The sequence below is a fragment of the Pseudomonas sp. NC02 genome (assembly GCF_002874965.1).
Lineage (GTDB): Bacteria > Pseudomonadota > Gammaproteobacteria > Pseudomonadales > Pseudomonadaceae > Aquipseudomonas.
The window spans coordinates 3,648,691-3,675,107 of sequence record NZ_CP025624.1 but is presented as its reverse complement, the minus strand read 5'-3'; the positions used below and the strand labels follow the sequence as shown (position 1 = coordinate 3,675,107).

The following is a 26,417-nucleotide window of genomic DNA, read 5'->3' as shown; positions in this document are numbered from 1 at the left end:
AGATCGTTTTGATATAAGTAGTTATAAGAAAAATCGCTATGCTGCGGCCAGAATTTTATAAGGCCGCAGGTAGTGGTAATGGATGTAGGTAATTTTGGTTTCTCGATTGCTGGCCTGATTGTTGGATTTATCGTGGGAATGACCGGTGTAGGCGGGGGCTCGTTGATGACGCCGATCCTGCTCTGGTTCGGCATCAACCCGGCCACCGCCGTGGGCACCGACCTGTTGTACGCCGCCATCACCAAGTCCGGCGGGGTGCTGGTTCACAGCAAGAATCGCAACATCGACTGGACCATCACCGGCTGGCTGACCCTGGGCAGCGTGCCCGCCGTGTTGCTGACCTTGTGGTTTCTCAAGAGCCTGGACACCGACCCCGCCGCCTTGAACGCGGTGATCAAGCAGTCCCTGGGCGTGGTCTTGCTGCTGACGGCCACGGCGATCCTGTTCAAGAACAAGCTGTTGGCCTTTGCCCAGCGGCATGCCGGCGACGACTACAAGATGGCGCCGCGCAACCTCAATGCGCTGACCATCATCACCGGCGCTGTCCTCGGCACCATGGTGGCCCTGACCTCCATCGGCGCCGGTGCCCTGGGCACGGTGGCGCTGTTTATCCTGTACCCGTTCCTGGCCACCAAGCGCCTGGTGGGTACCGAAATCGCCCACGCCGTGCCGCTGACCCTGGTCGCCGGCCTAGGGCACGCCAGCATGGGCAACATGGACTGGACCCTGCTGGGCTTCCTGTTGCTGGGCTCGCTGCCGGGGATTTATGTCGGCAGCCACATGGCCGGCAAGGTTCCGGACGGGATATTGCGTCCTTGCCTGGCGTTCATGCTGGTGATGATCGGCTTCAAGCTGGCGTTTTAACGCGCCGGCCCATTGCCGATCTGCCACACGAACGGCGGCTCGGTGCGGTTGATCACCCAGTCGCCGACAATCCGCGCCTTGTAGATCACCGGGTTGTGGGACGACACGGTGCGGGCGTTGCGCCAGTGCCGGTCGAGGGCTTTGCCCTGGCGCACATCCGAAGCCCCCAGTGCGTTGAACAGTTCAGTGGTGGCGCGCTGGATCAGTTCCGAGACCACCACCTGCGCCGTGGCTGATTCGATTTCGGCGGCCACATTGGCTTCGTGCTCCACGGCATCGTCCCCACCGAACCGCGCCACATAAGCCCGCTGCGCTGGAACTGCGGCTTTCAATGCGCTGGCTTCGGCGGCGTATACCAGTGCTGCAACTTCACCCACCACCTGCTGAATCTGCGAGTCCTGGCTCACATGGGCGGCATTGCCATGGCTGTAGATCCGTTTGCGGCTGCGCACCTGATGCGCCACATCCTTGAGGGCCGCGCGGCCGATGCCGGCGAGGGTGGCGAGCAGCACCAACTGATAGAACGCAGTCTGATATTTGAAGCGCGTGGCAAAGTCGATGACGTTTTCCGCCTCCACCACCGCATCGGTAAAACGCGAGGTGCCGCTGCCGGTGGTACGTTGGCCAAAGCCGTCCCAGTCATCGCTTTGCGCCACGCCGGGCTGGCGGGTGCGGGTGGCGGCAATCACATCGCCGCCGGTGTCGCTGCGTTGGGCGTAGACGTCGATCCAGTCGGAAAACAGGCTGCCGGTGCTGTAGAACTTTTCACCGTTGAGTTTCCATTTGTCGCCGTCGGGGCTGACTTTAGTGACGACATCGCCGATGGCCACGCTGCCGATTTCGGTCCAGGCGCAGCCCACGATGTCACCGTCGACAAAGCGTTTGAACCAGAGGTCTCGCGCCGCGCCGGGGGCGGCATTCAGGCGGTCTTCGGCAAACGCGAAGTGCCCGCGCAGGGCCTGGGGCACGTTGGAGTCGGCTTCGGCCAGTTCGATCAGCAGTTCGAATAGCTGGGGCAGGGAGGCGCCGCCACCGCCGTATTCCACCGGGACGCGCACGGCGCCAAAGCCGGCTTGCTTGAGCCATTGGATCGGCTCGTAGGGCAGGGCGCGGGTTTGTTCGCGCTCTACGGCACCCTCGGCGATGCGCTGGAAAATCGGCCGGAAGCGTTCGGCCAGGGCGTGATAATCGACGCCGGTGGACAGTGGATTGATCACGTGATGTTCGGTCATGGGGACGGTTCCTGGGCAGTGAGATAGGTGAGCTATTGCACGGTCCATGCCGGGCGCGAAGGCACGTATTTACGGGACGGGTGCCGATTCAACTGTTGTTCCTGCAACAGCAAAACGACAAACCGCTGCAATCCACGACAGCTCGGAACAGGCTGCTTTTCGCCTGTTTCCGCGCTCGAAGGCCGGTAGTGCGGGCCTCTCACGCCCACTGGCACAGTTGCTGCTCCACACCTCGTACATGCCAATCCGCGAGGTACAGTCCAATGAGTCAGCAAGCCGTCAAATTTGCCTACTGGGTGCCCAACGTCAGCGGGGGGCTGGTGGTTAGCAAGATCGAACAGCGCACCCATTGGGGCATCGACTACAACCGCAAGCTGGCGCAGTTGGCTGAAGAAGCCGGCTTTGAATACGCCCTGACACAGATTCGTTTCACCGCCGGTTATGGCGCCGAATACCAGCATGAGTCGGTCGCGTTCAGCCACGCGTTGCTGGCGGCCACCACCAAGCTCAAGGTGATCGCGGCAATCCTGCCAGGCCCCTGGCAACCTGCGCTGGCGGCCAAGCAACTGGCAACCATCGACCAACTCACCAACGGCCGCGTTGCCGTCAATATCGTCAGCGGCTGGTTCAAGGGTGAATTCCAGGCCATCGGCGAACACTGGCTGGAGCACGACGAGCGTTATCGCCGCTCCGAGGAATTCATCCGCGCCCTGAAAGGCATCTGGACCCAGGACAACTTCACCTTCCGGGGTGATTTCTACCGCTTCGACAACTACAGCCTCAAGCCCAAGCCACTGGGCGAGCCCCACCCGGAAATCTTCCAGGGTGGCAGTTCGCGGGCCGCGCGGGACATGGCGGCACGGGTGTCGGACTGGTACTTCACCAACGGCAATACCCCGGAAGGCATCAAGGCTCAGGTCGATGACATTCGCGCCAAGGCGGCGGCCAATAACCATTCGGTGAAAGTCGGTGTGAATGCGTTTGTGATCGCTCGCGACACCGAGGAAGAAGCCCGCGCCGTGCTCGCGCAAATCATCGAGCAGGCCGACCCGGAAGCCGTCAACGCGTTTGGCGATGCGGCGAAACAGGCGGGCAAGGCGTCACCGGAAGGTGAGGGCAACTGGGCCAAGTCGACCTTCGAGGATCTGGTGCAATACAACGACGGCTTCAAGACCAACCTGATCGGCACCCCGCAGCAGATTGCCGAGCGCATCGTCGCCTTGAAGGCGGTCGGCGTGGACCTGGTACTGGCCGGCTTCCTGCACTTTCAGGAAGAAGTGGAATACTTCGGCAAGCGTGTATTACCGCTGGTGCGCGAACTGGAAGCCAAGGCCGGGATCAAGCAAGTCGCCTGAACACCACCACCGCTGCCCGCAATTTGTTATTGCCGAACCGGCACATTCGCTCGAACTCCCCATGGCTGACCGGCAGATGCTGGCAGTCCATGGGCTGGCGGTGCTGGCTGTGATCCACGTCCGGGTCGTGCAGGTACACGAAGTCTTCGTCGCAGTCGGTGACGATTACCCAGTGGGGCGACTTGGAGCGGGTCAGGCGGTAGCTGCTGATCAACACCAGCGGCTGGCCGCCTTCGCGCAGCACCTGGGGTAAATCCAGCGGGCCGCCGAGCACTTGCTCAACGTCGCTCAAGGCCAACTCTTCCTCGAAGGCGTCATGCACCAAACGCATGACGTCTTTTTTATGCTGATCACGCACCCCGTCGAGAAACAACGGCCCGCTGACATTGACCTGCATGCGCACCCGAAAGCCCCGGCGCCAGGCGGCCAGCGCCAAACCCTGGGGGCTGCAGCCGCCATGGCCGGCGGTCATGAACACGGTGGTTGCCTCGCGCCAGATCTGCAGTTCTTCCCGGCGCTGGGCCACCCGCGCAGGTTCCAGGGCACCCATGGCCATCAGCAGGCTGGCGGCGCCGCAGGTGAAGTCGGTGGTTTGCTGGTAATAGGGCACGCTCAAGGCGCGCGCGTCCTGGTGCTGGAGGATGCGTTTCTCCAGGCGCAGGGCCGGGGCGTGGTCTTCGTAGTAGTCGTTGACCAGGGCAAAGCGCCGGTAGCCGTTGCGCTCATACAGGGCGATGGCGCCGGGGTTGTCGGTACGCACTTCCAGGCGCAGGTAGGCGCAGTCATGCTCCACCGCACAGGCTTCGATGCGCGTCAGCAGTTGTTTGCCCAGGCCCAGGCCCCGGGAAGACTCGGCGATGGCGATGGAGTACAGGCGCGCCAGGGAGGTGCCACGATGGAACAACACCAGGGCGTAGCCCAGCAATTCGCCGTGTTTTTCTGCCACCAGCAGTTGCCCGTGGGCGCGACTGACCATCCACTGGAAGCTGCGGGTGGAGAGCCGGTCCGTGGTGAAACAGTGCTGTTCCAATGCCACCAATGCAGGCACGTCATCGGGTGTTGCAACGCGAAAGGAAAGAGCCATGTGACCGCCGTAAAAGTTGCGTAACGAAACGGGACTTCTCTAAAAGATCGTGCTTAATAGAAAAGGTCTAGTTCTCTAAAGCGGATCAATCAATATGTCAGCGGTACAAGGTCATTGGCGTGAAGTATCCGAGCAAACAGTGGCGGCGACAATAACTTCCAACGGTTATTTTTCCAGCCCTCCCAAGAGTGCAAGTCAAGTCGTAATCATTGTCGAGCGCAAGGAAGACTGGGCCTCGTACTTCCCCAGCGAAGACATCGTCACCGCCCAGGAATACCTTGAGCAAACCCGGGAAAACGAGACGGGCAAGCGCGTGCAGGTGATCAACCTGTGCCGCAGCTACAAGTACCTGGGGCACGGCTACTACTGCTCGCTGCTGGCCGAGGCGCGGGGGCACAAGGTGATTCCGTCGGTGCGCACCATCAGCGAACTGACGAAAAAGTCCCTGTACGGCCTGGCCCTGGATGACCTGGATAAAACCCTCGATAAAACCTTGAGTCATCATCTCTACAGCAACACTGAAGGCTTTACCCTGACACTTTACTTTGGCCGGACCAATATTGAACCCTTGCAGGATCTGGCCCGCCAATTGTTTGAAGCGTTTCCCTGTCCGATCCTGTTAGTTGAGTTTCGCAAGAATAACGGCTGGCACATCGAAGGCATCAAGTCTGGCGTATTGCACAAGTTGCGTGATGACCAGGAAGACCAATTCGCGAATGCCCTGGACAACTTCAGCCGCAAGATCTGGCGTCAACCGCGCTCCCGCCGTCTGGCCCGCTATGACCTGGCGATCCTGCACGACCCGCAGGAACAACTGCCGCCGTCCAACGCCCGCGCCCTGGAAAATTTCGTCCGGGTCGGCAAGGGGCTCGGCATCGACGTGGAACTGATCGAACGCAAGGACTACGCCCGCCTGGCCGAATACGACGCCCTGCTGATCCGCGAGACCACCAGCGTCGACAACCACACCTACCGCTTCGCGAAAAAGGCCGAAAGCGAAGGGCTGGTGGTGATGGACGACCCGGCCTCGATCCTGCGCTGTACCAACAAGGTCTACCTCACGGACCTGCTGAAAAGCCATCAACTGGGCATGCCCGCCACCGAAATTCTCTACAAGGAGCGACCCGAAGATTTCGAAAGGGTGGGTGAGCGCCTCGGCTTCCCGCTGGTGCTGAAGATCCCCGACGGGTGTTTCTCCCGCGGCGTGATCAAGGTCGAAAGCCAGCAAGCGCTGCTGACCGCCACCGCCGAACTGTTCGAGCATTCCGTGTTGCTGCTGGCCCAGGAATTTTTCTACACCGAGTACGACTGGCGCATCGGCGTCCTCAACCGCAAACCGATCTTTGCCTGCCAGTACTTCATGTCCAAGGGGCATTGGCAGATCTACAACCACAAGGCCATCGGCCAGGACATCAACGGCGAGTGCCGTACCCTGGCGGTTCACGAAGCCCCCAAGGCGGTGGTGGAACTGGCGGTAAAAACCGCCAACCTGATCGGCGACGGCCTGTACGGCGTCGACCTCAAGCAGTCCGGCGACAAGGTGGTGGTGATCGAGGTCAACGATAACCCCAACATGGACGCCGGCATCGAAGATGCCTACCTGCAAGACGACTTGTATTCCCTGGTACTGGAAGAGTTCGTGCGACGCCTGGAGTTGAAGCGTCAAGGCCAGGTGTGGTGACGCGCGATGATCCAGCGCTTTGAATTAACCGATGGCAAGTTGTACAACAGCCTGGGGGACGGCGGGGATGTCTTGCTGTTCAGCAATCCTGACCCCCACGAGCGCAAGTACCTGCGCGACTGCTACAAGCTCGATGAACACGCCCTGGCTTCGGCGCTGGACCCGGACGAAGTGTCGCGCATCGAGTTCCACCCCGATAACCTGTTCCTGATCTGGAAGCGCCCGGAGAACTATTCCGGCGGCGGCAACCTGGTGTTTGAAGTATCGTCCTGCGGCCTGTTGTTTTCCGGGGACCAACTCCTGGTGATCGCCACCGACGACAGCCAGCTTTCCGGGCTGGGGGCGCGCCGGCCATTGCGCACGCCGCTGGATGTGTTGCTGGACTTGCTGCTCAACAACATCCATCACTACCTGGGCCACCTCAAGGTGATCAAGATGGTCGCCCGGGAACTGCAGCAGCAGTTCAATGCATCGATGAGCAATCGCCACCTGATGCAGATGTTCAACCTCAGCGAAAGCCTGATCTATTACATCAACGCCCTGCACAGCAACGGCGCGGTGCTGACGCGCCTGCGCAACCATGGGGAAAAGGAACATTTCAGCGCTGAAACACTGGGCCTGATCGATGACCTGATTATCGAGAACAACCAGTGCTACAAGCAGGCGGAGATTTACTCCAACGTGTTCTCCGGGCTGATCGACGCCCGGGGCAACCTGATGAACAACAGCATGAACAACCTGCTGCGCAAGCTGACGCTGATCAACGTGGTGTTCCTGCCGTTGAACCTGATCGCCAGCGTGGGCGGGATGTCGGAGTTCAGCATGATGACGGCGGGCACGCCGTGGTGGATTTCGTACCCGTTGTTCATGGCCGCGATGGGACTCGGGGCGGGGTTGATGGTGCTGGGGTTGAAGCGGATTGCGGGGAGTGGTGACAAGGCAGTATGACTAAAATCCTGAATATCACTGAGGTCTAAATGTGGGAGCGGGCTTGCTCGCGAAAGCGGTGGATCAGTCACTGTAGATGGCGACTGTCACACCGCTTTCGCGAGCAAGCCCGCTCCCACAGGGGATGTGCGCCATTCAGACGTCCGGCTGCAACGTCAACACCTCAAACCCATCCCGCGTCACCGCCACGGTATGTTCCCACTGCGCCGACAAGCTGTTGTCCCGCGTCACCACCGTCCAGCCATCCTTCAAGCTGCGCACCTTGGCGCTGCCCTGGTTGAGCATCGGCTCAATGGTAAACACCATGCCTTCACGCAGTTCGAGCCCGGTACCGGGGCGGCCGAAGTGCAGGACCTGCGGGTCCTCGTGCATCTCGCGGCCGATGCCGTGCCCGCAATATTCACGCACCACGCTGTAGCCGTTGTTCTGGGCATGGCTCTGGATGGCGTAGCCGATATCCCCCAGGCGCGCGCCGGGTTTGACCTGGCGGATCCCGGCCCACATGGCCTCAAACGTCATTTCCACCAGGCGCCGGGCCTTGGGCGCGACGTTGCCGATCATGTACATCTTGCTGGAGTCGGCAATGAAACCGCCTTTTTCCAGGGTGATGTCGATATTGACGATGTCGCCATCCTTGAGCACGGCTTTGGCGCTCGGCATGCCATGGCACACCACCTCGTTGATCGAGGTGTTGATGCAGAAGGGGTAGTCGTACTGGCCCAGGCTCGCCGGCCGCGATTGCAGGTCGTTGCGGATGAAAGCTTCGACGGCGCTGTCGATCTCCAGGGTCGACTGGCCGGCGGCGACAAAGCCGTCGAGCATGGTAAACACCTGGGCCAACAGGCGACCGGATTCGCGCATCACCGCGAGTTGTTCCGCCGTCTTGATCATTGCGCGCGCCCCCGGATCAGGTCGGGTTTGTCCAGCAACAGCTTGTTGATCAGGTCGTTATAGGCCAGGTGCGGATTGAGCTCGGCGAGCAGGCCGATCTTGATCCAGAACTCGGCCTGGGCGTTGATGGAACGGTCCATGGTGGCGCTGGCCAGACGGAGTTGTTCGTGCAATTGGTCGGTGATCTTGACGATGCCCATAAGCTTCACTGTGCAGGGTTGATATACAAAGCGTATACGTTTCGTATGCTTCGCGTAAAGCCTGGCGTTTCGCCATTGACTTGCCGGATGGCGCCGGTTAATTTTGATTCATGACATTTCAAACCTTTCGTTGCCAGCCAAGCATTATTACCGCCATTCCTCATTTGGCGGGATAGCACACGGCTGCACCCAAACCCGCCCTAGAGGCGGGTTTTGTTTTTCCGTCTCCAGGGCCTTGTAAACACCCAGGAGACATCCATGAGTACCCGCCCGGCGAGCCAGCCCCAAGATTCGGGATTGCTTGAGCACTACGTGAAGAAGATCCTGGCCGCCCCGGTCTACGACCTGGCGGTGCGTACGCCGTTGCAGGTGGCGCCGGCGCTGTCGGCATTGCTGGGCAATCAGATCCTGCTCAAGCGTGAGGACCTGCAACCGACCTTTTCCTTCAAGATTCGAGGCGCCTACAACAAACTGATGCAGCTCAGTGCCGAGCAAAAGGCGCGAGGCGTGATCACTGCTTCTGCGGGTAATCATGCCCAGGGCGTGGCATTGGCGGCGCGGGAGTTGGGGATCAAGGCGACGATTGTCATGCCGTGCAGCACCCCGGAGCTGAAAGTGTTGGGCGTACGCTCCCGAGGCGGCGAGGCGGTGTTGCATGGGGCCAGCTTTCCGTTCGCCTTGGCCCATGCGTTGCAATTGGCCGAGGCCACCGGCAGTACGTTTGTTTCGCCGTTCGACGACCCGGACGTGATTGCCGGGCAGGGCACAGTGGGGATGGAAGTGCTGCGTCAGCAGCAGGGCCCGCTGGACGCGATCTTCGTCCCGGTGGGCGGCGGCGGGTTGATCGCCGGTATCGCGGCCTACGTGAAATACCTGCGGCCCGAAGTGCGCATCATCGGCGTCGAGCCCGAAGGCTCCAGTTGCCTGCTGGCAGCCTTGCGCGCTGGGAGCCGGGTGGTGTTGCCGAGTGTCGACAGCTTTGCCGATGGCACGGCCGTGGCCCAGATCGGCGCCTATGGTTTTGAAATCTGCCGGCACCATGTGGATGAAGTGATCACCGTCAGCAATGACGAACTGTGCAGTGCCATCAAGCTGATCTACGACGATACGCGCTCGATCACTGAGCCTTCAGGTGCCCTGGCTGTCGCCGGTATCCGCAAGTATGTCGGGAAGACTGGCCTCCAGGGGCAAACATGGGTGGCGATCAACTCCGGGGCCAATATCAACTTCGATAGTTTGCGGCATGTTGCTGAACGAGTGGCTGCTCAGACAGGTTAAACGTTTAACCTAAAGACTGTTTAATTTAGTTACATTCATCCGTTTGGATAGTGGTTATGAAGGCGTCAAAAAGTTTGTTGCGGGCACTTATAGCGAGCGGTCTTTCAATTTGCATGATGCCAAGGGAGGCTCATTGCAAGACGCATGAATCGACGGCACGTAATTTTGTCCGAAAGCCCCGATTTGTCTGGGGCGCAGGGCAGTGCGTATGGCGGCACGTTTAATGCTTTATAAGATCCTGTTACAACTCTGAATGAGCTACAAGCACGACGGTTCATACCTCAAACGGGAGGGTTGATGGCGGTCTGCCACGTAACTTATATAAGTAATGTCGTCGCTTATGAGGAAAGGATCCAACGCATTTCGAGCGAGCCTAGTACGCTGGGTAAGCAAAGCCGTCTGCCAGGGCTGGTCAGGCGCAAACGGCGAGCGTGTCACCGCGTTCGCCAGCCGTACGAATAAAGAATATTGATAACAATCGATTGGCAATCTCATAAAAGGAGAGGTCGGCCATGCTTTCGGATCTGGAATTACGCGGCATTATTGAAGGAAGTTTTCTGCCTAAGCGCTGTGAAGTCACCAAGGCGCCAGACGCCTCGCTGACGGTGAAGGTTTATCACGAGATCGACCATGACCGGGTCGACTTGGTGGTCACCGGCATTTGCGCGAACAAGCTCGACAGCAGTCGGGCGATCTGCAATTTGATTACCGAGTTGCGTGAAGACCTCAAGCACACCCACACCCATGCCCCGGCCCTCAAACGAGCCGGTGCGCGTCCTTTCTATTAAACGGACGTCTATTAAACGGACGGTTGAGCTTCAATCAGTGAAGACTTGCGGGCCTGGAGAAACGCCAGGCCCAACGCCGTTTCCGTGATCACCGCCAGCAAAATCCCCGGGCCCGCATGGCCGCTGATCCATTCGCTGATCCCCAACATCGCCAGCACAAAACAGCCGATCGCAAAGCCGGAGGTCATGGCGTGCCGTGTCGCATCAGGTGGGGAATGGCGGGCGCGGTAAAACATGATGCCAATGGCCAGGAACAGCGCGGCGTTGCGTCGGGCGACCAGGCCGGTGGCGCTGGAGTATTCAACACTCCACACCCACAGGAGCAGGTCCGGGCGCAAACCCCAGATCAGCGCGAGGGCAAAGCACAGCAGGGCAGTGAAGGTAGCGAGGGGACGGAAGTGCACTTGCATGGCGAATCCTTTCAGCCGTAACGAGCGCTCAAGGATACCCCTGTAGGAGCGCGCTTGCTCGCGAAGAACGCAAGGCCATCGCTTACATTCAGGATTCCCGCGTTTCGCTGGGGTCTTTCGCGAGCAAGCTCGCTCCTACAAAAAAAACGATCGGTTCAATTCTGGAAATCACAGGCTTCCGACAGTTTGTGATAGCCCACGTCCTGGACTTTCCCTTGACTGTCCACGAACTTGATATCGGCCTTGATCACCTTGCATTCATTGGTATCGGTTTCATGCATGGCAAGCACCTTCTGCACATCCATCTTCTCGCCGTAGTGATAAGGCGTGACGACGGGTGCGGTGTCAGCCTGCGCCATCCCCGTTACAGCCGTCAGGGCCAGTGCAGCACCGAGCATTAACGTACGCAGTTTCATGGTGTTTCTCCGCAAGTCGTTCGCAGGCTCAACAACGTGATGAGCCGCGGCCGCCCTGGGCAACGGCTGGAGCCGTGCGAGTGCGGTCGAATCAACTGTCTTCCCGGGGGATTAACCATCGATTAAGTGAGGCTTTACTGACAAAAGCTTCATCTTCATGGGGGCGTGGGCTGCGTGAGGGAAGCATCTATTACGCCTTTTTTTATCACCTCACAACCTGTCAACTCTGACAGTTGTCTGTCCTGGGAACTGTGCCATAACTAGGTTGCCCCGGCGCTTGAAACGTCTCACCCGCCGGCCATCAAACTGGCCTCCAAGGAAAGAATAGCCATGAACAATTTGATCAACCGCACGCTGGTTCTCGCGATGGCGGGTGCAACTGCCTATACGGGCGCTGTCAGCGCAGCAACATTCGTCGGTGAAGGCACGGCTGCCGGGAAGCAATGTGTTTCCTTGGCGGTCAACAACTCGGGCGTTGTGGTGGGTACCTGTACCCCGGGCACTACTTCGGGGCCATCCGTGGCGTGGGTCGCGTCCACGGCAGGCACTGAAGTTCCGCTACCGCCATTGGTGAGTGGCCAAGGCTGCACCGCCGTGGCTATAGACAATAACGGACAAATAGCGGGCTCATGCAAAATGGCAGACAATCGAGCCACCGCCGTCATCTGGAACAGCGCTACGCCGGGCGCTGCGCCGGTGGCGTTGCAAGCCGTCTCGGTATTGGGCACTGGATTACTGCCTGAGGCGCGCACTGTCATTAGTGCCTTCAACCAGAGCGATGTATTGGCCGGGGCGAGCTTAAGCGGTACCGGTGACGCAACGGCAGTGTTGTGGTTTTCCGGGAGTACAGCCCCGCTTCAAGTGTCCGCCCTGCACGACAACTGCTTTCCCGCCGACATCAACAACACGCCTATAAACGGTGTGCCCACCGTTGCGCTCGACTGCCCGAATCCTGCGTCTGGCAACACCGTCGCCAAAGTCGTGCAGAAAACCGGGCTACTGGGCACCTTGGTCACGACGCCCTTGACCACACCTGCCGGTAGCACGGGCTGCAGCGTAAGCAGCGTAAACAATGCAGTGCAGTTGCTGGGCACTTGCCACTTCTCGGCGCCGGATGTGCCCCAAGCCGTCTACTGGCCCAATCCAAGCGCCACGCCGGTTCAGTTGAGCAGCATCAGTGGTGTATCGGGGGCATCTCGAATCACCGGTTTGCGGTTGAACAATAACGGGCATGCCGTTGTGTCGTACCAGGACAGCAATGGCCATCATCTGTTGGCCTTCTGGACGCCTTCGTCGGGCAGCACTCAGTTGATTCCGCCGTTGGCAGGCGGCACACATATAGGCTTCGTGGATTTGAGTGATAACGACGTCGTGGCACTGACCAGCGAAAATGCCGGCGAGCATCACCAGGCCGCCACCTGGACTTCTGCGACGGGAACCGTGGCCATTCCACAGTTCGGCGGCGGTCAGGAAAGCGGTCTGACGGCGATATCCCCAAACGGCACTTATGTGGCAGGCGGTGCTGAAGACAGCACGGGCACCGACGATGCAGTCGTTGCAACGCTGCCATAGAAAAAGGCTCACCGGTTTACCGGACAAGTCTGATACAGCCAAGTTAATCGCTTTTGCTACCGTCGCCGCCAGGCCCATCAATCGGATGGCGTTGGCATTGGGTGGAGTTGGTTTGCAAAAGAAAATCGCAGCAGAGTTTCTTGGGACGTTCTGGTTGACCTTCTGCGGGTGCGGCAGCGCGATACTGGCCGCGGCGTTTCCGGAACTCGGGATCGGCTTCGCCGGTGTCGCCCTGGCCTTTGGCTTGACGGTGCTGACGATGGCCTACGCGGTGGGCAGTATTTCTGGTGCACACTTCAACCCGGCGGTGACCATCGGCCTATGGGTGGGGCGCCGGATGCCGGGCGTTGACGTGGTGCCGTACATCATTGCCCAAGTCGCCGGTGCGATTGTCGCCGCCGCCGTGTTGGCGCTGATCGCCAGTGGCCGCCCGGGGTTTGAAGTGGGTGCTTTCGCCGCCAACGGCTATGGCCAGTTGAGCCCCGGGCAGTACAGCCTGCTGGCCGCGTTGGTGGTAGAGGCGGTGGCGACGTTCTTTTTTGTGTTCATCATCATGCGTGTCACCGGCCCGGGTGCGGCGGTCGGGTTTGCGCCGATTGCCATTGGCCTGACCCTGACGCTGATTCACCTGGTGGCCATCCCCGTCACCAACACCTCGGTCAACCCGGCGCGCAGCACCGGGCCAGCATTGTTTGCCGGCGGGGAATACCTGATGCAGTTGTGGCTATTCTGGGCGGCACCGATAGTGGGGGCGGTGGTGGGCGCCATCGTTGCCCGGGCGGTTACCCGCGCTAGGGAAGCGTGAGCCTACCAGCTCATGCGTACCTGCGCATTACCGCTGAAACCCTCCAGCGTATAGCTGTCCAACTGGGTCTCCTCACATCTTCCAGAATTGCCTTTGTATCGACGGGCGTTGCGCCTGGAACCAACGTGGCCAACACGATCCCGTGCTGCGCAAACCAAGTATCCGGCTCATGCTGGCCACTTCAATAGTGCAAATTCACCCCTATGCGTGTATGTCCGACAGCTTTTCTCGCTCCCGTGCGGCAACTGATTCCATTTGCAGAGGTGCCGTTACAGAAACCCGCAGGGAATCCGGGTTGAGTGGCGCTCTTTTCTGGGCTCAAAGTTTTCAATGGGGCATAGGGTGCTACAGACTCAATGGACACATATTCCCATGCAATAGACTTCAGGTCTGTCGTGGTATCCAGTGGCGTTGCGCGAGCAACCGACGTGGCCAACACTATCCCTACGAACAAGCCAATCTTGATGTTTTTCATAAAATCTCCCGGCAACACAATGACGTCAGCGCCACTTCCTTGCGCACGAGGCGTAACCGGAGTCTTGACCCGAAAACCACGACTGACAACTGTCAAAGTTGACAGGTTGTGGAGGAAAGGAGAAAGGAGTAAATGAGTTGCCCCCGCAGCGCGCGGGGGCAGGCGGGGCTAGTTCAATTGCTGGCGGTAGGGCAGGTCCGGCCCGGTCTTGCTGCAGGTGAGTGCGGCAGCGCGGATGGCGAAGGTGAGCATGCTGCTGATCTGCTCGCGGGTCAGCCGTTGCAGGCCCTCTACCGAGTCCAGTTGCTGCTCGGTGAGCCAGGCAATCAACGCGGCCTGGAACGTATCGCCAGCCCCTACCGTGTCCGCCATGACGACCTTGGCCGCCGGCGCCGACCAACTGCCGTGCTGGCGGCTGAACACCGTCGCGCCGTCGCCGCCGCGGGTCAGGAACACCAGCTGGCAACGGTGCTGCAACCAGCCTTGCAGGACGCTTTCCGGGGTTTGGCCGGGGTAGAGCAGGTGCAGGTCTTCGTCACTGACCTTGATCAGGTCGGCATGCTTGACCAGCTCGGCCACGCGGGCGCGCCACAGCTCGATGTTCGGCTCCGGGTTCAGGCGTACGTTGGGGTCGAGGCTGATCAGGCGCTTGCCGCTTTCCCGGCGTACCAGGGCCAGCAACGTGTCGGCAATCGGCTGCACCACCAGTGAGAACGAGCCGATGTGTACGCCACGTACTTCGTCGCCCAACGCCGGTAGATGCTCAAGTTGCAACTGGCGGTCGGCGCAACCTTCACCGCGAAAGCTGTATTGCGGTGAGCCATTGGCGCCCACGGCGACCATTGCCAGGGTGGTGGGCGCTGAGAATTCCACGAGGTAATCCTCGCCCACGCCTTCGTCCTTGAGCACCTGCAACAGGCGTCGGCCCAGGTAGTCGTCGGAGATCCCGGCGAAAAAGCCCGCGTCGATTCCCAGTCGACGCAAGCCTACCGCGACGTTGAACGGCGAGCCGCCGGCAATCGCCTTGTAATTGACCCTGGATGCCTTGCCGCTGGCATCGTCCTCGCTGAAAAAATCAAACAGCGCTTCGCCACATACCAAATACATATTCGTTCGCTCTTAAAGGGATGCCACGTGCTGTTGATAACGCTCATAAGCCTGCTGGTAGGCGCTGACGCTGCCGGCATCCGGCAGTGTGCGGCTGGCTGCGTCGACGCTCACGCAGCGCTGGCACAACTGCGCCAGGCTTTCACCGGACTGGCACCACGCGGCCTGGATTGCCGCACCCAGGGCTGCGGCTTCGCTTTGTTCGGTGCAGACCACTTCGGTGTTCATGATATCCGCGACCATCTGCCGCCACACCGGGCTTTTCGAGCCGCCACCGATCAGGCGGATGCTCTGGCTCTGCAAGCCGGTCTGGCGCAGCAGGTCCAGGCCATAGCGCAAGCCGAAGGTAGTGCCTTCGACCACGGCGCGGCACAGGTTGGCGCGGGTCAGATTGGTCATCGTCAGGCCGTGCAGGCTGCCGGTGGCGTGGGGCAGGGCGGGCACCCGCTCGCCGTTGAGGAACGGCAGCATGCTCACGCCGTCGGCTCCGATCGGTGCCTCGGCCACCAACGCGTTGAACGCCGCCAGGTCCAGGTCGAACAGCTCGCGGATGACCCCAGTGGCGTTGGTCAGGTTCATGGTGCAGATCAACGGCAGCCAGCCGCCGCTGGAGGAGCAGAAGGTCGCGACCGACGCCTGCGGGCTGACGTTGGCCTGATCGGCAAAGGCATACACGGTACCGGATGAACCCAGGCTCATGGTGATCACGCCGGGGGCGATATTGCCGGTGCCGATGGCGCCCATCATGTTGTCGCCGCCGCCGCTGGACACCCGCGCATTCGGGTTGATGCCCAGGCGCTCGGCGATGGCTGGCAGGATGGTGCCCACTGGCTGGTTGGCCTCGATCAACTCGGGCAGCGCAGCTTCCAGGCGCCCGTCGGGATCGATGTGGCGCAACAGTGCCAGGTCCCATTCACGGGTGCGCACGTTGAAATAACCGGTGCCGGAGGCATCGCCGTATTCGGCGCAGGCGCGGCCGGTGAGCCAGTAGTTGAGGTAGTCGTGGGGCAGCAGGATATGCGCGATGCGTGCGAACACCTCCGGGTGTTGCTCGCGGGTCCACAGCAGTTTGGACACGGTGTAGCCCGGCGCGATGGCCACGCCGAGGCGTTCCAGGGAGCCACTTTCACCGCCCAGGTGTTGCAGCAGGCGATCATTTTCCGGCGCGGTTTCGGTGTCGCACCACAGCTTGGCGGGGCGCAGCACCTGGCCTTGGTCACCCAGTAATACCAGGCCGTGTTGCTGGCCGGAAACGCCGATGGCGAGTATGTCCTGGCCGTCAACCCCGGCCTGTTGCAAGGCGCGGTGAGTGGCTTCGGTAAACGCGTCCAGCCACTCCTGGGTGTGCTGTTCGCGGCGGCCATTGGCACCGCTGATCAGCGTGTGGCTGGCGGCGCCCAGGCCCAGGACTTTGCCGCTGCTGGCGTCCAGCACTATGGCCTTGGTGCCCTGGGTGCCGCAGTCGATGCCGAGGTAGAGGTTTTGCTGGGTCATGGTGGGTCGCTCAGCACATTGTTATGGAGAACTCGGTCAGTGTGGGAGCGGGCTTGCTCGCGAATAGGGTGTGTCAGTTATGCAAATATTGACTGATCCACCGCTTTCGCGAGCAAGCCCGCTCCCACATTTTTGATTCGGTTCCGTCAGTTGAGATTGGCGAGCAGCCGCTCCAGCGTTTTGCTCACACCCACATCCTGCAGGCTCTCGAAACACCGCTCAAACGCTGCCACAAACTCGGGCGAGTTGGGAATAGCCGTACCAAAAATCTCTTCCACCCCCAGCAGCCGCTTGCTGATCAACGCATCTTCCGTCACCAGCCCCTGGCAAAACTCGGCGCGAGGGTCTGGAATGCGGTAGATCACCCCATTCTCATCCACGCCTTTCAAGTACAGCGCCCAGGCCGCCACCACCAGCGCAGCACGCTCGGTCTCGCGACCATCGGCAACCAGGCGGTTGATGGTCGGTACGGTGAACTTGGGAAACTTCGACGACCCATCGGAACACACGCGCTCCAGCTGGTCGGCAATCGCCTGGTTGGAAAAGCGGTCCACCAGGGTCTGCTTGTATTCGGTCAGGTCGATACCCGGTACCGGCGCCAGGTTGGGCGTGACGTCCAGGTCCATGTAGGCGCGCATGTAGGCCACGAACAACGGGTCGTTCATGGTCTCGTGGACGAAGCGATAGCCCTTCAGGAAGCCCAGGTACGTCAATGCCAGGTGGCTGCCGTTGAGCAGGCCGATCTTCATCTCTTCATACGGTGTCACGTCGTCGGTGAACTGCACGCCCACCGTCTCCCACGCCGGGCGGCCGTTGACGAACTTGTCTTCCAGCACCCATTGCACAAACGGCTCGCAGACCACCGGCCAGGCGTCGTCGATGCCGTGATCGTCATGCAATTGCAGGCGGTGCGCGGTACTGGTCATTGGCGTGATGCGGTCGACCATCGCATTCGGGAAGCTCACGTTGGCCTTGATCCACTCGTGCAGGTCGGCGTCATGCAGCGCGGCGAAGGCCAGCAACGCCTTGCGGGTCACGGCGCCGTTGTGGGGCAGGTTATCGCAGGACATCACGGTAAACGCCGGCACCCCGGCCGCCCGGCGCTGGGTCAACGCCGCGCAGATAAACCCGAACACGGTTTTCGGCGAGCCCGGGTTGGCCAGGTCATGCTGGATCTGCGGCAGGTGGGCCATGAACTCGCCGTTGCTGTCGTCGATGCAGTAGCCGCCTTCGGTGATGGTCAGCGAGACGATGCGAATCTGCGGGCTGGCCAGCTTGTCGATCAACGCCTGGGCGCCGTCTTCGGCCAGCAGCATGTCGCTGATGGAGCCGATCACGCGCACTTCGGTGTCGTCGGTGTCGCCCAGTTCATACAGGGTGAACAGGTAGTCCTGGCCGGCCAGGTCGTCCCGCGCCTTGCGGTCCTCGCTGCGCAGGCCCACACCACAAATGCTCCAGTCCAGGCCTGTGCCGGTATTCATCAAGGCATCGGTGTAATACGCCTGGTGGGCGCGGTGGAACCCGCCAACGCCGATGTGCGCGATGCCCTGGCTGGTATTGGCAATCGCATAGGCCGGCAGTTGCACTTCGGGCGCCAGTTGCGTGAGGTTTTGCTTGTTCAGTTTCATCGGGAAATTCTCGCGAAATCAGGCGGCGGCGCGCAGTGGGCGGGCCACGGCAACACCCTCAGCGTCGAACAGATGGCATTGGGTCGGGTCCAGGTACAGCTGCAGGGTCTCGCCATATTGGCTGGCCATGTCGCCACGGATCCGCAGGGTCAACGGCTCCTTGCTGGCGGTAATCACGTGGCAGAAGGTGTCGCTGCCGAGGCGCTCGCCGACGTCGGCGGTGACGGTCAGGGTGGCTTGCCCCGGCGCGGCGATTTCCAGGTGCTCCGGGCGAATGCCCAGGGTCACGGCGCTGCCGACGCTCAAGGTCGCGCTGCTCAGGGGCAGGCTGATGCGGCCGCCGGCGTCCAGTTCGACTTCGCAGCTCTGTGGGTCAACGCGAGTGACCTTGCCCTTGAGGAAACCCATTTTCGGCGTGCCCAAAAAGCCTGCCACAAACAGGTTGGCCGGCTGGTGATACAGCTCCAGCGGCGAGCCCACCTGTTCCACGCGGCCGCTGTTCAGTACCACCACCTTGTCGGCCAGGGTCATGGCTTCGACCTGGTCGTGGGTCACGTAGATCATCGTGGCTTGCAGCTCTTTATGCAGGCGCGACAGCTCCAGGCGCATCTGCACCCGCAGGGCGGCATCGAGGTTGGACAGGGGTTCGTCGAACAGGAAGATCTTCGGGTTACGCACAATCGCACGGCCAATGGCGACACGCTGGCGCTGGCCGCCGGACAACTGCTTTGGCTTGCGCTCAAGCAAAGGGCCCAGCTCCAGGATACGTGCTGCTTCGTTGACCTTGCTCTCGACAATCTTCTTGTCGACGCCGGCCAGGTCCAGGGCAAACGACATGTTCTTGCGCACGCTCATGTGCGGGTACAGGGCGTAGGTCTGGAACACCATCGCCAGGTCGCGCTTGGCCGGGGTGACTTCGGTGATGTCGCGACCATCCAGCTCGATGGTGCCTTCGGTGACTTCTTCCAGGCCGGCAATCAAGCGCAGCAGGGTGGATTTGCCGCAGCCCGACGGGCCGACGAACACCACGAACTCCTTGTCGTTCACTTCAAGGTCGATGCCCTTGATGATGGAGAAGCCTTCGAAGCCTTTTTGCAGATTCTTGATTTTCAGGTTGGCCATGATGGGCCTCCGCTTCTAAATATTTTTGAAGGAGCCGTTACTTCACGGCGCCGAAGGACAAACCGCGGACCAGCTGTTTCTGGCTGATCCAGCCAAAGATCAGGATCGGCGCACAGGCCAGGGTCGACACGGCAGATAATTTGGCCCAGAACAAGCCTTCGGGGCTGGAGTAGGAGGCGATCAACGCGGTGAGCGGCGCGGCGTTGGACGAGGTCAGGTTCAGCGACCAGAACGCCTCGTTCCAGCACAGGATCAGCGACAGCAGCACCGTGGAAGCCAGGCCGCCCTTGGCGATCGGCAGCAGCACCCGGACCATTTCCTGCCACAGGGTGGCGCCGTCCAGGCGGGCGGCTTCGAGGATGTCCTTGGGGATGTCCTTGAAGTAGGTGTAAACCATCCAGACCACGATCGGCAGGTTGATCAGGGTGTAGATGATGATCAGCGCAATGCGCGTATCCAGCAGGCCGAAGCTCTTGGCCAGCAGGTAGATCGGCATCAGTACGCCCACCGGCGGCAACATCTTGGTGGAGAGCATCCACAGCAGCGTGCCCTTGGTGCGCTTGGTCTCGTAGAACGCCATGGAGTAGGCGGCCGGGACCGAGATCAGCAGGCACAGGGCGGTGGCGCTGAAGGAAATCAGCACCGAGTTCCAGGCGTAGCTGAAGTAGTTGCTGCGCTCGTTGATGTGCAGGTAATTCTCCAGCGTCGGCGTGAAGATGAACTGCGGCGGCGTGGCGAACGCGTCGATTTCGGTCTTGAAGCTGGTCAGCACCATCCAGAAGATCGGGAAGAAAATCAGGATCGCGATGGCCCAGGCCAGGGTGCCGAGCAGCACGCTTTGCAGGCGGCGGGATTGTTGAAGCGTCATGGCGCGGCCCTCAAGGCTTGTCAGTCAGGTTTTTGCCGATCATCCGCACCAGGATGATCGCCGCGATATTGGCGATGACCACGGCAATCAAGCCGCCGGCCGAGGCCATGCCCACGTCGAACTGCACCAGCGCCTGGTTGTAGATCAGGTAGGCGAGGTTGGTCGAGGCGTAGCCGGGGCCACCGTTGGTGGTGGTGAAGATTTCGGCGAACACCGAGAGCAGGAAGATCGTTTCGATCATCACCACCACGGCAATCGGACGTGCCAGGTGCGGCAGGGTCAGGTGCCAGAAGATCGCGATGGCGCCGGCACCGTCGAGGCGGGCGGCTTCCTTCTGTTCCTGGTCGAGGGACTGCATGGCGGTCATCAGCAGCAGGATCGCGAAGGGCAGCCACTGCCAGGACACGATGATAATGATCGACAGCAACGGGTAATGGGCCAGCCAGTCCACCGGCTGGGCGCCGAACAGCTTCCACACGTAGGCGAGGATCCCCGACACCGGATGGAAAATCAGGTTCTTCCAGATCAGCGCACCGACGGTGGGCATGATGAAGAACGGTGAAATCAGCAACACCCGCACCAGGCCGCGACCGAAGAACTCGCTGGCTTCCAGCAGCGCGCTGATCAATACGCCAAACACCACGCTGATCAGCAAGACGCTGCCCACCAGCAACAGGGTGTTGGTGGCGCCGGGCAGGAAGCCCGAGTCGGTGATGAAGTAGGTGAAGTTCTCCAGCCCCACGAATTGGTTTTCGCCGGGGTAGAGCAGGTTGTAGCGAATCAGCGAGAAGTACAGGGTCATGCCCAGCGGCACGATCATCCACAGCAGCAACAAGGCCACCGAGGGGCTGACGAGGAACCAGCCGGGGTTGATCAGGCGGCTTTTACGCGGCTTGTCCGGCGTAGCGGTTTGCACTTGGGCAGTGGTGGTATTCATGGTGATCAGGACCAGTCAGGTACATGCGGAATGCGGGTCGGAGTGCGGTCAAATGTGGGAGCTGGCTTGCCTGCGATGAGAGCGCCTCGGTGAAACTGACAGACCGAGTTGTCTGCATCGCGGGCAAGCCCGGCTCCTACATAAAGCGGGTTCCCACATTCAGTGTGGTGAGACCGCTTTACTTGGGATAACCGGCCCGCTTCATTTCGCGTTCGGTGAAGGTCTGTGCATCCGCCAGGGCTTTTTCGGCAGTGGAGCCACCGGTCAGTGCGCTGGAGAAGAACTTGCCGACCTGGGTACCAATCGCCTGGAATTCAGGAATGGTCACCAGCTGGATGCCCACATACGGCACCGGCTTGGCCGACGGGTCTTTCGGGTCGGCGACTTTCAGCGATTCCAGCGTCACCTTGGCAAACGGCGCGGCCTTCATGTATTCGTCGCTGTAGGTCGATTTGCGGGTACCTGGCGGTACGTTGGCAATCCCGTCGGTCTTGGCGACCAACTGGCTGTATTCCTTGGAAGTGGCCCAGGTGGTGAACACCTTGGCAGCGTCCTTGGCTTTGGAACTGGTTGGAATCCCCAGGGACCAGGAGTACAGCCACGAAGTACCTTTGTCGGTCTTCTCGTGCGGGGCAAAGGTAAAGCCGACGTGGTCAGCCACCTTGCTTTGGGTCTTGTCGGTGACGAACGAGCCGGCGACGCTGGCGTCGACCCAGATCGCGCACTTGCCGCTGTTGAACAGCGCCAGGTTTTCGTTGAAACCGTTGCTGGAAGCGCCCGGCGGGCCGGATTTCTTCATGTTGTCGACGTAGAAGTTCAGTGCGTCTTTCCACTCTGGCCCGTTGAATTCCGGTTGCCACTTCTCATCGAACCAGCGTGCACCGTAGCCGTTGGCCAGGGTGGTGATCAGCGCCATGTTCTCGCCCCAACCGGCCTTGCCGCGCAGGCACAGGCCGTACTGCTCTTTGTCCTTGTTGGTGAGTTTGGCGGCGAATTCGCCGATCTGGGTCCAGGTCGGGTGCTCGGGCATGGTCAGCCCGGCGTCCTTGAACAGATCGGTGCGATAGTAGGTGATGGAGCTTTCGGCGTAGAACGGCAACGCGTACAGCGAGCCCTTGACGGAAAGGCCGTCACGCACGGAAGGGAAAACGTCGTCCAGGTCGTAGGAAGCAGGCAGGTCCTTCATCGGTTCCAGCCAGCCTTTGGCGCCCCAGAGTGCAGCTTCGTACATGCCGATGGTCAACACGTCGAACTGTCCGCCCTGGGTGGCGATGTCGGTGGTGAGGCGTTGGCGCAGGACGTTTTCTTCGAGTACCACCCAGTTCAGCTTGATCTCCGGATGCTCGGTCTCGAAGGTTTTCGAGAGCTTTTGCATGCGGATCATGTCGCTGTTGTTGACGGTGGCAATGGTCAGGGTTTGCGCGCCAAGACTGACGGCGCTGAGGGTCATGCAGGTGCAGGCAAGCAGAGCTTTGGCTGTGAACTTCATCGCGCACTCCATTTCTGCGCCCAGGGGCTGCAGAAGGACAGTTATTGTTGTTGTGTCTTCCACGACAGCTGGAAGAGTGTGCGTTGATTACAGCCTTCAATTGACGTGCTGACAAATCCTTGGGAGCACTTTTACTGATACTTTTTTGCACTGCAGCGGAAAATTGCTGAAACGATTCGCTGGGAGCGATCGCCTTCCTGCGTGAGCGCGATGCAAATGTGGGAGCGGGCTTGCTCGCGAAGGCGGTGAATCAGCCGACATTTGCGCTGCCTGACACACTGCATTCGCGAGCAAGCCCGCTCCCACACAAGCGGGTTCCCACAGGAACGCGCGTTTTCAGGCCAGGTTCTGCTCGGTTAACCGCTGCACCGCCAGGCGCCGGTAGTGCGAGGGGGTCATGCCCTTGAGCTGCTGGAAGCGGCGGTTGAAGTTGGAGATGTTGTTGAAGCCTGACTCGAAGCACACATCGGTCACGGCCTTGTCACCATCGGCCAGCAGCTCGCAGGACTTGCTGATACGCAGGCGGTTGACGAATTCGATGAAGGTGCGGCCGGTGGCTTGTTTGAACACGCGGGAGAAATAGGTGGGTTTCATGCCGAGGTATTCGGCCACCTCTTCCAGGGACAGCTCCCGCGCGTAGTGGGCAAAAATGTAGTCCACCGCGCGGTTGGTGCGGTCGATGCTGTGTTCGTCCGCCAATTGCGGCGTGGTCACGCCGGAGAGCAGATGGTAGTCCTCGCAGGCACTCAGCACTTCCATCAGGATAAAGAAGTGCCCCAGGCGCGCCATGCCCTGGGCGTCCTCGATGCGCTGCATCAGGGTCATGGCCTGGGCGATGGTTTTCTTGCAGCGAAATTCGATGCCGTATTGCGCCCGTTCCAGCAGTGGCGCCAGGGTCTTGAGCTCGGCAAAGACATGGCTGCCGCCGTCGAACAGCTCGTCGGTGAAGTTCACCAGCATGTCGCGCTTGGGCACCACTTCGTCCTCGGCCACCTGGCTGATCCAGTTATGGGGCAGGTTGGGGCCGGTGAGGAACAGGCTTTCCGGGTAGAAGTTGCCGATGTAGTCGCCGATAAACACCTTGCCGGAGCTGGCAACGATCAGGTGCAGCTCGTATTCCTTGTGGAAATGCCAGCGCACCAACGGGCACGGGAAGCCGTGTTGGCGATAGATGATGGACAGACCGTTGTGATCGTCCATCAGCTCGTAGGAAGGATCGGTGATTCTCGCTGCTCGGGTCATGCTGCAGTCGCTTTATTGTGGTTGCGAAAAGGATAATGCCCCCTTGCGCGCCACCTCGCCAGCGTCTGTGTCTACAGCGTACGGTTTTTCGCCTCGATCCACTGCGCCATGTACTGGGTACTTTTGTGCAGGTGGTGGCGCAGCATGCTGCCGGTGAAATTGTTCCGACGGTGCTCGGCCAACTGGCGGCGGCACTGCTCCAGGCGCTCCACCAGGGCCGGGCCGTGGAGGTCGTGGGCGTAACGGCGGGCCAGTAACTGCCGGCCATCTTCCTGGGCCTGGGTCCAGCGTGGCGGGTCTTGATACAGCGCAACCGCCGCAGCCGCCAGTGCACCGGCGCTGTGTTCGACCACGCCGGGCCACGGTTCGCCCATGGCTTCGGCGCCAATCGGTGTGGTAACGCTGGGTGTGCCGCAGAGCATCGCGTCGGCCAGCTTGCCCTTGATCCCGGCACCAAAGCGCAGTGGCGCCAGGCAGATACGCGCAGCGCTCATGACCTGCAATGCATCCTCGGCCCAATTCATCACATGGAAGCCCTGGGCCGGGTTGTGCAGCGCGGTGGCCTTGGGTGGCGTATAGGCGCCGTACACGTGGAGTTGAGCACCGGGCAGTTGCTGGCGGATCAGCGGCCACACACTGTTCTTCATCCACAACACCGCATCCCAGTTCGGCGCATGGCGGAAATTGCCGATGCTCAGGAAGTGGGCACGGTCCTCAAAGGGGGCAAAGGCTTCGGTGGGCGGCGCCAGCATCAGCGGGCACCAGTGGAGCAGGGCAGCGGGCACCTTGAAGTGTTCGGTCAGCAACTGGATTTCCACATCGGAGATCATCAGGCTGATGTCGCAGCGGTAGATCGCAGCGATCTCGCGCTTGGCCAGGTCGGTATCGGCCATGTCATCGAATTCGGCGGCCAGGTCCCGGCTGAACAGCGCGTCGAAGTCATCAGCTTCGGGGTGCGCCTTCAGGAAATCCTTGAGGCGCTGGTGGCGGGCGTCCCGCAGGCTTTGCAGGTCGGATGCTTCCAGCACCCGAAGAGCATTCGGGCAGGATTTTTCCACGCGCCAGCCGAACTGTTCTTCCATCATGAAACGGTCGAACAGCACGATATCCGGAGCCAATTGCTGGATAAACGCGTCGAAACTGCTGTTATTCAACTCGATCGCGCATTCGCGAATGCCCAGGGCGGGCAGGTCGGCCTTGTGTTCGCCGGTGACCGCCGGGCTGCTGAAGGTGATGTCCCAGCCTTGGGCCAGGAAACTCTCCAGAATCTGCATCATGTGCCCGCTGGCCGCCGAGGAGCGAGGCTCTGGCCAGACGTAGCCAATGACCAGGACTTTGGTGGCGGGCTGATTCATCGACAACGGATTCCTTGAAGGGCTGGGCAACGGCGCGCAATTAAACCACAGCCCCTCAAGTTCCGGCGCACTCAGCGGAAGATGTTGACCGGCGTCGGCAGCGTCACCAACCCTACATAACCGTCCCAGAACTGCTTCTGGTCCACCGCGAAGACCACCTTGGCCTTTTGCGTGCCGACCGGCGCGCCTTTCTTGTAGCCCAGTGCCCGGCCGTAGTCGGCGCCGAAGGTGGCATCCACGTCCACCCACAGCTCGCGGGATTCGGTGACGATCCCGGGGTTCACGAGAAACAGTGCCGGCAGGCTGTCCCAGGTGAAGCTGTGGTAAGCCGGGTCCTTGGCGAACAGTGGCCCGAACTCGTGCTTGTACAGGTCGGCAATCGGGCCTTTGTGTGCGATCACCCGCTCATACACCGACTTGTCGAAGGTGACTTTCTCACAGACATCGTTGGGAAAAATCACGTGTTCGATGGGCGAGCGCAACACGATCTTCGCGGCCTCCGGGTCGAACCACCAGTTGAACTCCGCCGCCGGCGTGGTGTTGCCCGGGATCTCCAGCGCGCCGCCCATGTACACGATGCGCTTGATCAGCGGCACGATGTCCGGCGCCGAGCGAATCGCCAGGGCAATGTTGGTCAGCGGGCCGACCGCCAGGATCGTTACCTCGTGGGGGTTGGCCCGTACGCTGTCGACGATGAACTGGGCGGCGGTTTCCTTGCGCAGCCTGGTGTGGGTCGCCAGGCCGTCCGGTGGCGCGACCAGTTGTGAGGCACTGGTTGGCCGCGGGTTCTTGAACGCACCCGGCCAGCCGAAACCGAACAGGGCTTTTTCCGCCTCATAGGTGGCGTAGTCATGCAGCAGCGGGTAGGCGGCGCCGGAATACACGCCGACTTCCTTCTCCACACCCATGCGTTCCACCGCCTTGAGGGCGTCGACCTGTTCCTGGTCGACCCAGGCGTTGCCGCTGACCAGGGTCATGCCCAGCAGGTCGATGCGTTTTTGCCCGTGCAGCTGGGCGAGCATGATAAAGGCCTGGCCGTCATCGTTGAGCACGTTGAAGTCGGTGTCGAAGATGACCTTTTCTGCGGCCTGCGCCGTACCGGCACACAGGCCCACGGCGACAAGCAGGGCACAGCGCTTGATGAAACCTTGCATGGAGACTCACCCGAAAAATTGT

The 26,417-nt window shown here is 60.8% G+C and carries 24 protein-coding genes; 8 read left to right on the top strand and 16 right to left on the bottom strand.

What is annotated here, in order from left to right; genetic code table 11:
- Positions 1-78: 78 nt before the first annotated feature.
- A complete protein-coding gene (locus C0058_RS17360; protein ID WP_008430805.1) occupies positions 79-864 on the top strand; it encodes a sulfite exporter TauE/SafE family protein in 786 nt (261 codons plus the stop codon).
- On the opposite strand, the gene C0058_RS17355 is transcribed toward C0058_RS17360, so the two are convergent.
- Positions 861-2,096: an acyl-CoA dehydrogenase family protein gene (locus C0058_RS17355; protein WP_102369176.1), complete on the bottom strand. Its 1,236-nt coding sequence runs from the start codon at positions 2,094-2,096 to the stop codon at positions 861-863. The two genes, C0058_RS17360 and C0058_RS17355, sit on opposite strands and share 4 nt — an antisense overlap.
- Positions 2,097-2,359: 263 nt before the next feature.
- Here C0058_RS17355 and sfnG point away from each other — a divergent pair, with 263 nt between their 5' ends.
- Positions 2,360-3,451: a dimethylsulfone monooxygenase SfnG gene (gene sfnG / locus C0058_RS17350; protein ID WP_087692696.1), complete on the top strand. Its 1,092-nt coding sequence runs from the start codon at positions 2,360-2,362 to the stop codon at positions 3,449-3,451.
- On the opposite strand, the gene C0058_RS17345 is transcribed toward sfnG, so the two are convergent.
- Positions 3,435-4,535 carry a GNAT family N-acetyltransferase/peptidase C39 family protein gene (locus C0058_RS17345; RefSeq protein ID WP_003215276.1) on the bottom strand — a complete coding sequence of 367 codons (1,101 nt, stop codon included), beginning with the start codon at positions 4,533-4,535 and terminating at the stop codon, positions 3,435-3,437. The genes sfnG and C0058_RS17345 overlap by 17 nt on opposite strands.
- Positions 4,536-4,629: 94 nt before the next feature.
- Between C0058_RS17345 and C0058_RS17340 the strand changes: the two genes are divergently transcribed.
- Together C0058_RS17340 and C0058_RS17335 are read left to right on the top strand one after the other, a co-directional pair.
- Positions 4,630-6,216, top strand: a complete 1,587-nt coding sequence (locus C0058_RS17340; RefSeq protein WP_102369175.1) for a RimK family protein — start codon at positions 4,630-4,632, stop codon at positions 6,214-6,216.
- Positions 6,217-6,222: 6 nt separating this feature from the next.
- A complete protein-coding gene (locus C0058_RS17335) occupies positions 6,223-7,164 on the top strand; it encodes a magnesium transporter CorA family protein (protein WP_008430799.1) in 942 nt (313 codons plus the stop codon).
- A 135-nt stretch (positions 7,165-7,299) separates the two neighbouring features.
- On the opposite strand, the gene map is transcribed toward C0058_RS17335, so the two are convergent.
- Both map and C0058_RS17325 read right to left on the bottom strand, forming a co-directional pair.
- Positions 7,300-8,055 (bottom strand): type I methionyl aminopeptidase, encoded by a 756-nt coding sequence (map, locus tag C0058_RS17330; protein WP_102369174.1) that lies wholly within the window; start codon positions 8,053-8,055, stop codon positions 7,300-7,302.
- The gene (locus C0058_RS17325; protein WP_017475587.1) at positions 8,052-8,255 is read right to left on the bottom strand and encodes a ParD-like family protein; all 204 of its coding nucleotides are present in this window, start codon (positions 8,253-8,255) and stop codon (positions 8,052-8,054) included. Before C0058_RS17325 ends, map begins: the two co-directional genes overlap by 4 nt.
- A gap of 258 nt (positions 8,256-8,513) precedes the next feature.
- Here C0058_RS17325 and ilvA point away from each other — a divergent pair, with 258 nt between their 5' ends.
- Together ilvA and C0058_RS17315 are read left to right on the top strand one after the other, a co-directional pair.
- The gene (ilvA, locus tag C0058_RS17320) at positions 8,514-9,533 is read left to right on the top strand and encodes a threonine ammonia-lyase, biosynthetic (RefSeq protein WP_102369173.1); all 1,020 of its coding nucleotides are present in this window, start codon (positions 8,514-8,516) and stop codon (positions 9,531-9,533) included.
- 512 nt (positions 9,534-10,045) lie between these two features.
- Entirely contained in the window at positions 10,046-10,321 is a 276-nt protein-coding gene (locus tag C0058_RS17315; protein WP_063029815.1) for a DUF1652 domain-containing protein, read from the top strand.
- Between the two features lie 11 nt (positions 10,322-10,332).
- Here C0058_RS17315 and C0058_RS17310 read toward each other — a convergent pair whose 3' ends face one another.
- Both C0058_RS17310 and C0058_RS17305 read right to left on the bottom strand, forming a co-directional pair.
- The gene (locus tag C0058_RS17310) at positions 10,333-10,731 is read right to left on the bottom strand and encodes a hypothetical protein (protein WP_102369172.1); all 399 of its coding nucleotides are present in this window, start codon (positions 10,729-10,731) and stop codon (positions 10,333-10,335) included.
- A 155-nt stretch (positions 10,732-10,886) separates the two neighbouring features.
- The gene (locus C0058_RS17305; RefSeq protein ID WP_102369171.1) at positions 10,887-11,147 is read right to left on the bottom strand and encodes a DUF2790 domain-containing protein; all 261 of its coding nucleotides are present in this window, start codon (positions 11,145-11,147) and stop codon (positions 10,887-10,889) included.
- A gap of 330 nt (positions 11,148-11,477) precedes the next feature.
- Between C0058_RS17305 and C0058_RS17300 the strand changes: the two genes are divergently transcribed.
- Both C0058_RS17300 and aqpZ read left to right on the top strand, forming a co-directional pair.
- Entirely contained in the window at positions 11,478-12,719 is a 1,242-nt protein-coding gene (locus C0058_RS17300) for a hypothetical protein (protein WP_008436119.1), read from the top strand.
- A 112-nt stretch (positions 12,720-12,831) separates the two neighbouring features.
- The gene (aqpZ, locus tag C0058_RS17295) at positions 12,832-13,524 is read left to right on the top strand and encodes an aquaporin Z (RefSeq protein WP_102369170.1); all 693 of its coding nucleotides are present in this window, start codon (positions 12,832-12,834) and stop codon (positions 13,522-13,524) included.
- Positions 13,525-14,167: 643 nt separating this feature from the next.
- Here aqpZ and C0058_RS17290 read toward each other — a convergent pair.
- From C0058_RS17290 to C0058_RS17240, 10 genes are all read right to left on the bottom strand, one after another.
- On the bottom strand, positions 14,168-15,106 hold the full coding sequence (locus tag C0058_RS17290) for a carbohydrate kinase (protein ID WP_102369169.1): 939 nt from the start codon (positions 15,104-15,106) through the stop codon (positions 14,168-14,170).
- Between the two features lie 12 nt (positions 15,107-15,118).
- Positions 15,119-16,600 (bottom strand): xylulokinase, encoded by a 1,482-nt coding sequence (xylB, locus tag C0058_RS17285; protein ID WP_102369168.1) that lies wholly within the window; start codon positions 16,598-16,600, stop codon positions 15,119-15,121.
- Positions 16,601-16,746: 146 nt separating this feature from the next.
- Positions 16,747-18,228 carry a mannitol dehydrogenase family protein gene (locus C0058_RS17280; RefSeq protein ID WP_102369167.1) on the bottom strand — a complete coding sequence of 494 codons (1,482 nt, stop codon included), beginning with the start codon at positions 18,226-18,228 and terminating at the stop codon, positions 16,747-16,749.
- An 18-nt stretch (positions 18,229-18,246) separates the two neighbouring features.
- Positions 18,247-19,350, bottom strand: a complete 1,104-nt coding sequence (locus C0058_RS17275) for an ABC transporter ATP-binding protein (RefSeq protein WP_003215310.1) — start codon at positions 19,348-19,350, stop codon at positions 18,247-18,249.
- Between the two features lie 37 nt (positions 19,351-19,387).
- A complete protein-coding gene (locus C0058_RS17270; protein WP_003215312.1) occupies positions 19,388-20,218 on the bottom strand; it encodes a carbohydrate ABC transporter permease in 831 nt (276 codons plus the stop codon).
- Positions 20,219-20,228: 10 nt separating this feature from the next.
- Positions 20,229-21,155 (bottom strand): carbohydrate ABC transporter permease, encoded by a 927-nt coding sequence (locus C0058_RS17265; protein WP_003215314.1) that lies wholly within the window; start codon positions 21,153-21,155, stop codon positions 20,229-20,231.
- 178 nt (positions 21,156-21,333) lie between these two features.
- Complete coding sequence (locus tag C0058_RS17255) at positions 21,334-22,644, bottom strand: sugar ABC transporter substrate-binding protein (RefSeq protein WP_003215317.1); 1,311 nt, start codon at positions 22,642-22,644, stop codon at positions 21,334-21,336.
- 336 nt (positions 22,645-22,980) lie between these two features.
- Positions 22,981-23,886 carry an AraC family transcriptional regulator gene (locus C0058_RS17250; protein WP_102369166.1) on the bottom strand — a complete coding sequence of 302 codons (906 nt, stop codon included), beginning with the start codon at positions 23,884-23,886 and terminating at the stop codon, positions 22,981-22,983.
- Positions 23,887-23,957: 71 nt separating this feature from the next.
- Positions 23,958-25,241: a glycosyltransferase gene (locus C0058_RS17245; RefSeq protein ID WP_102369165.1), complete on the bottom strand. Its 1,284-nt coding sequence runs from the start codon at positions 25,239-25,241 to the stop codon at positions 23,958-23,960.
- A 71-nt stretch (positions 25,242-25,312) separates the two neighbouring features.
- Positions 25,313-26,395 carry a nucleoside hydrolase gene (locus C0058_RS17240; protein WP_102369164.1) on the bottom strand — a complete coding sequence of 361 codons (1,083 nt, stop codon included), beginning with the start codon at positions 26,393-26,395 and terminating at the stop codon, positions 25,313-25,315.
- Positions 26,396-26,417 lie beyond the last annotated feature (22 nt).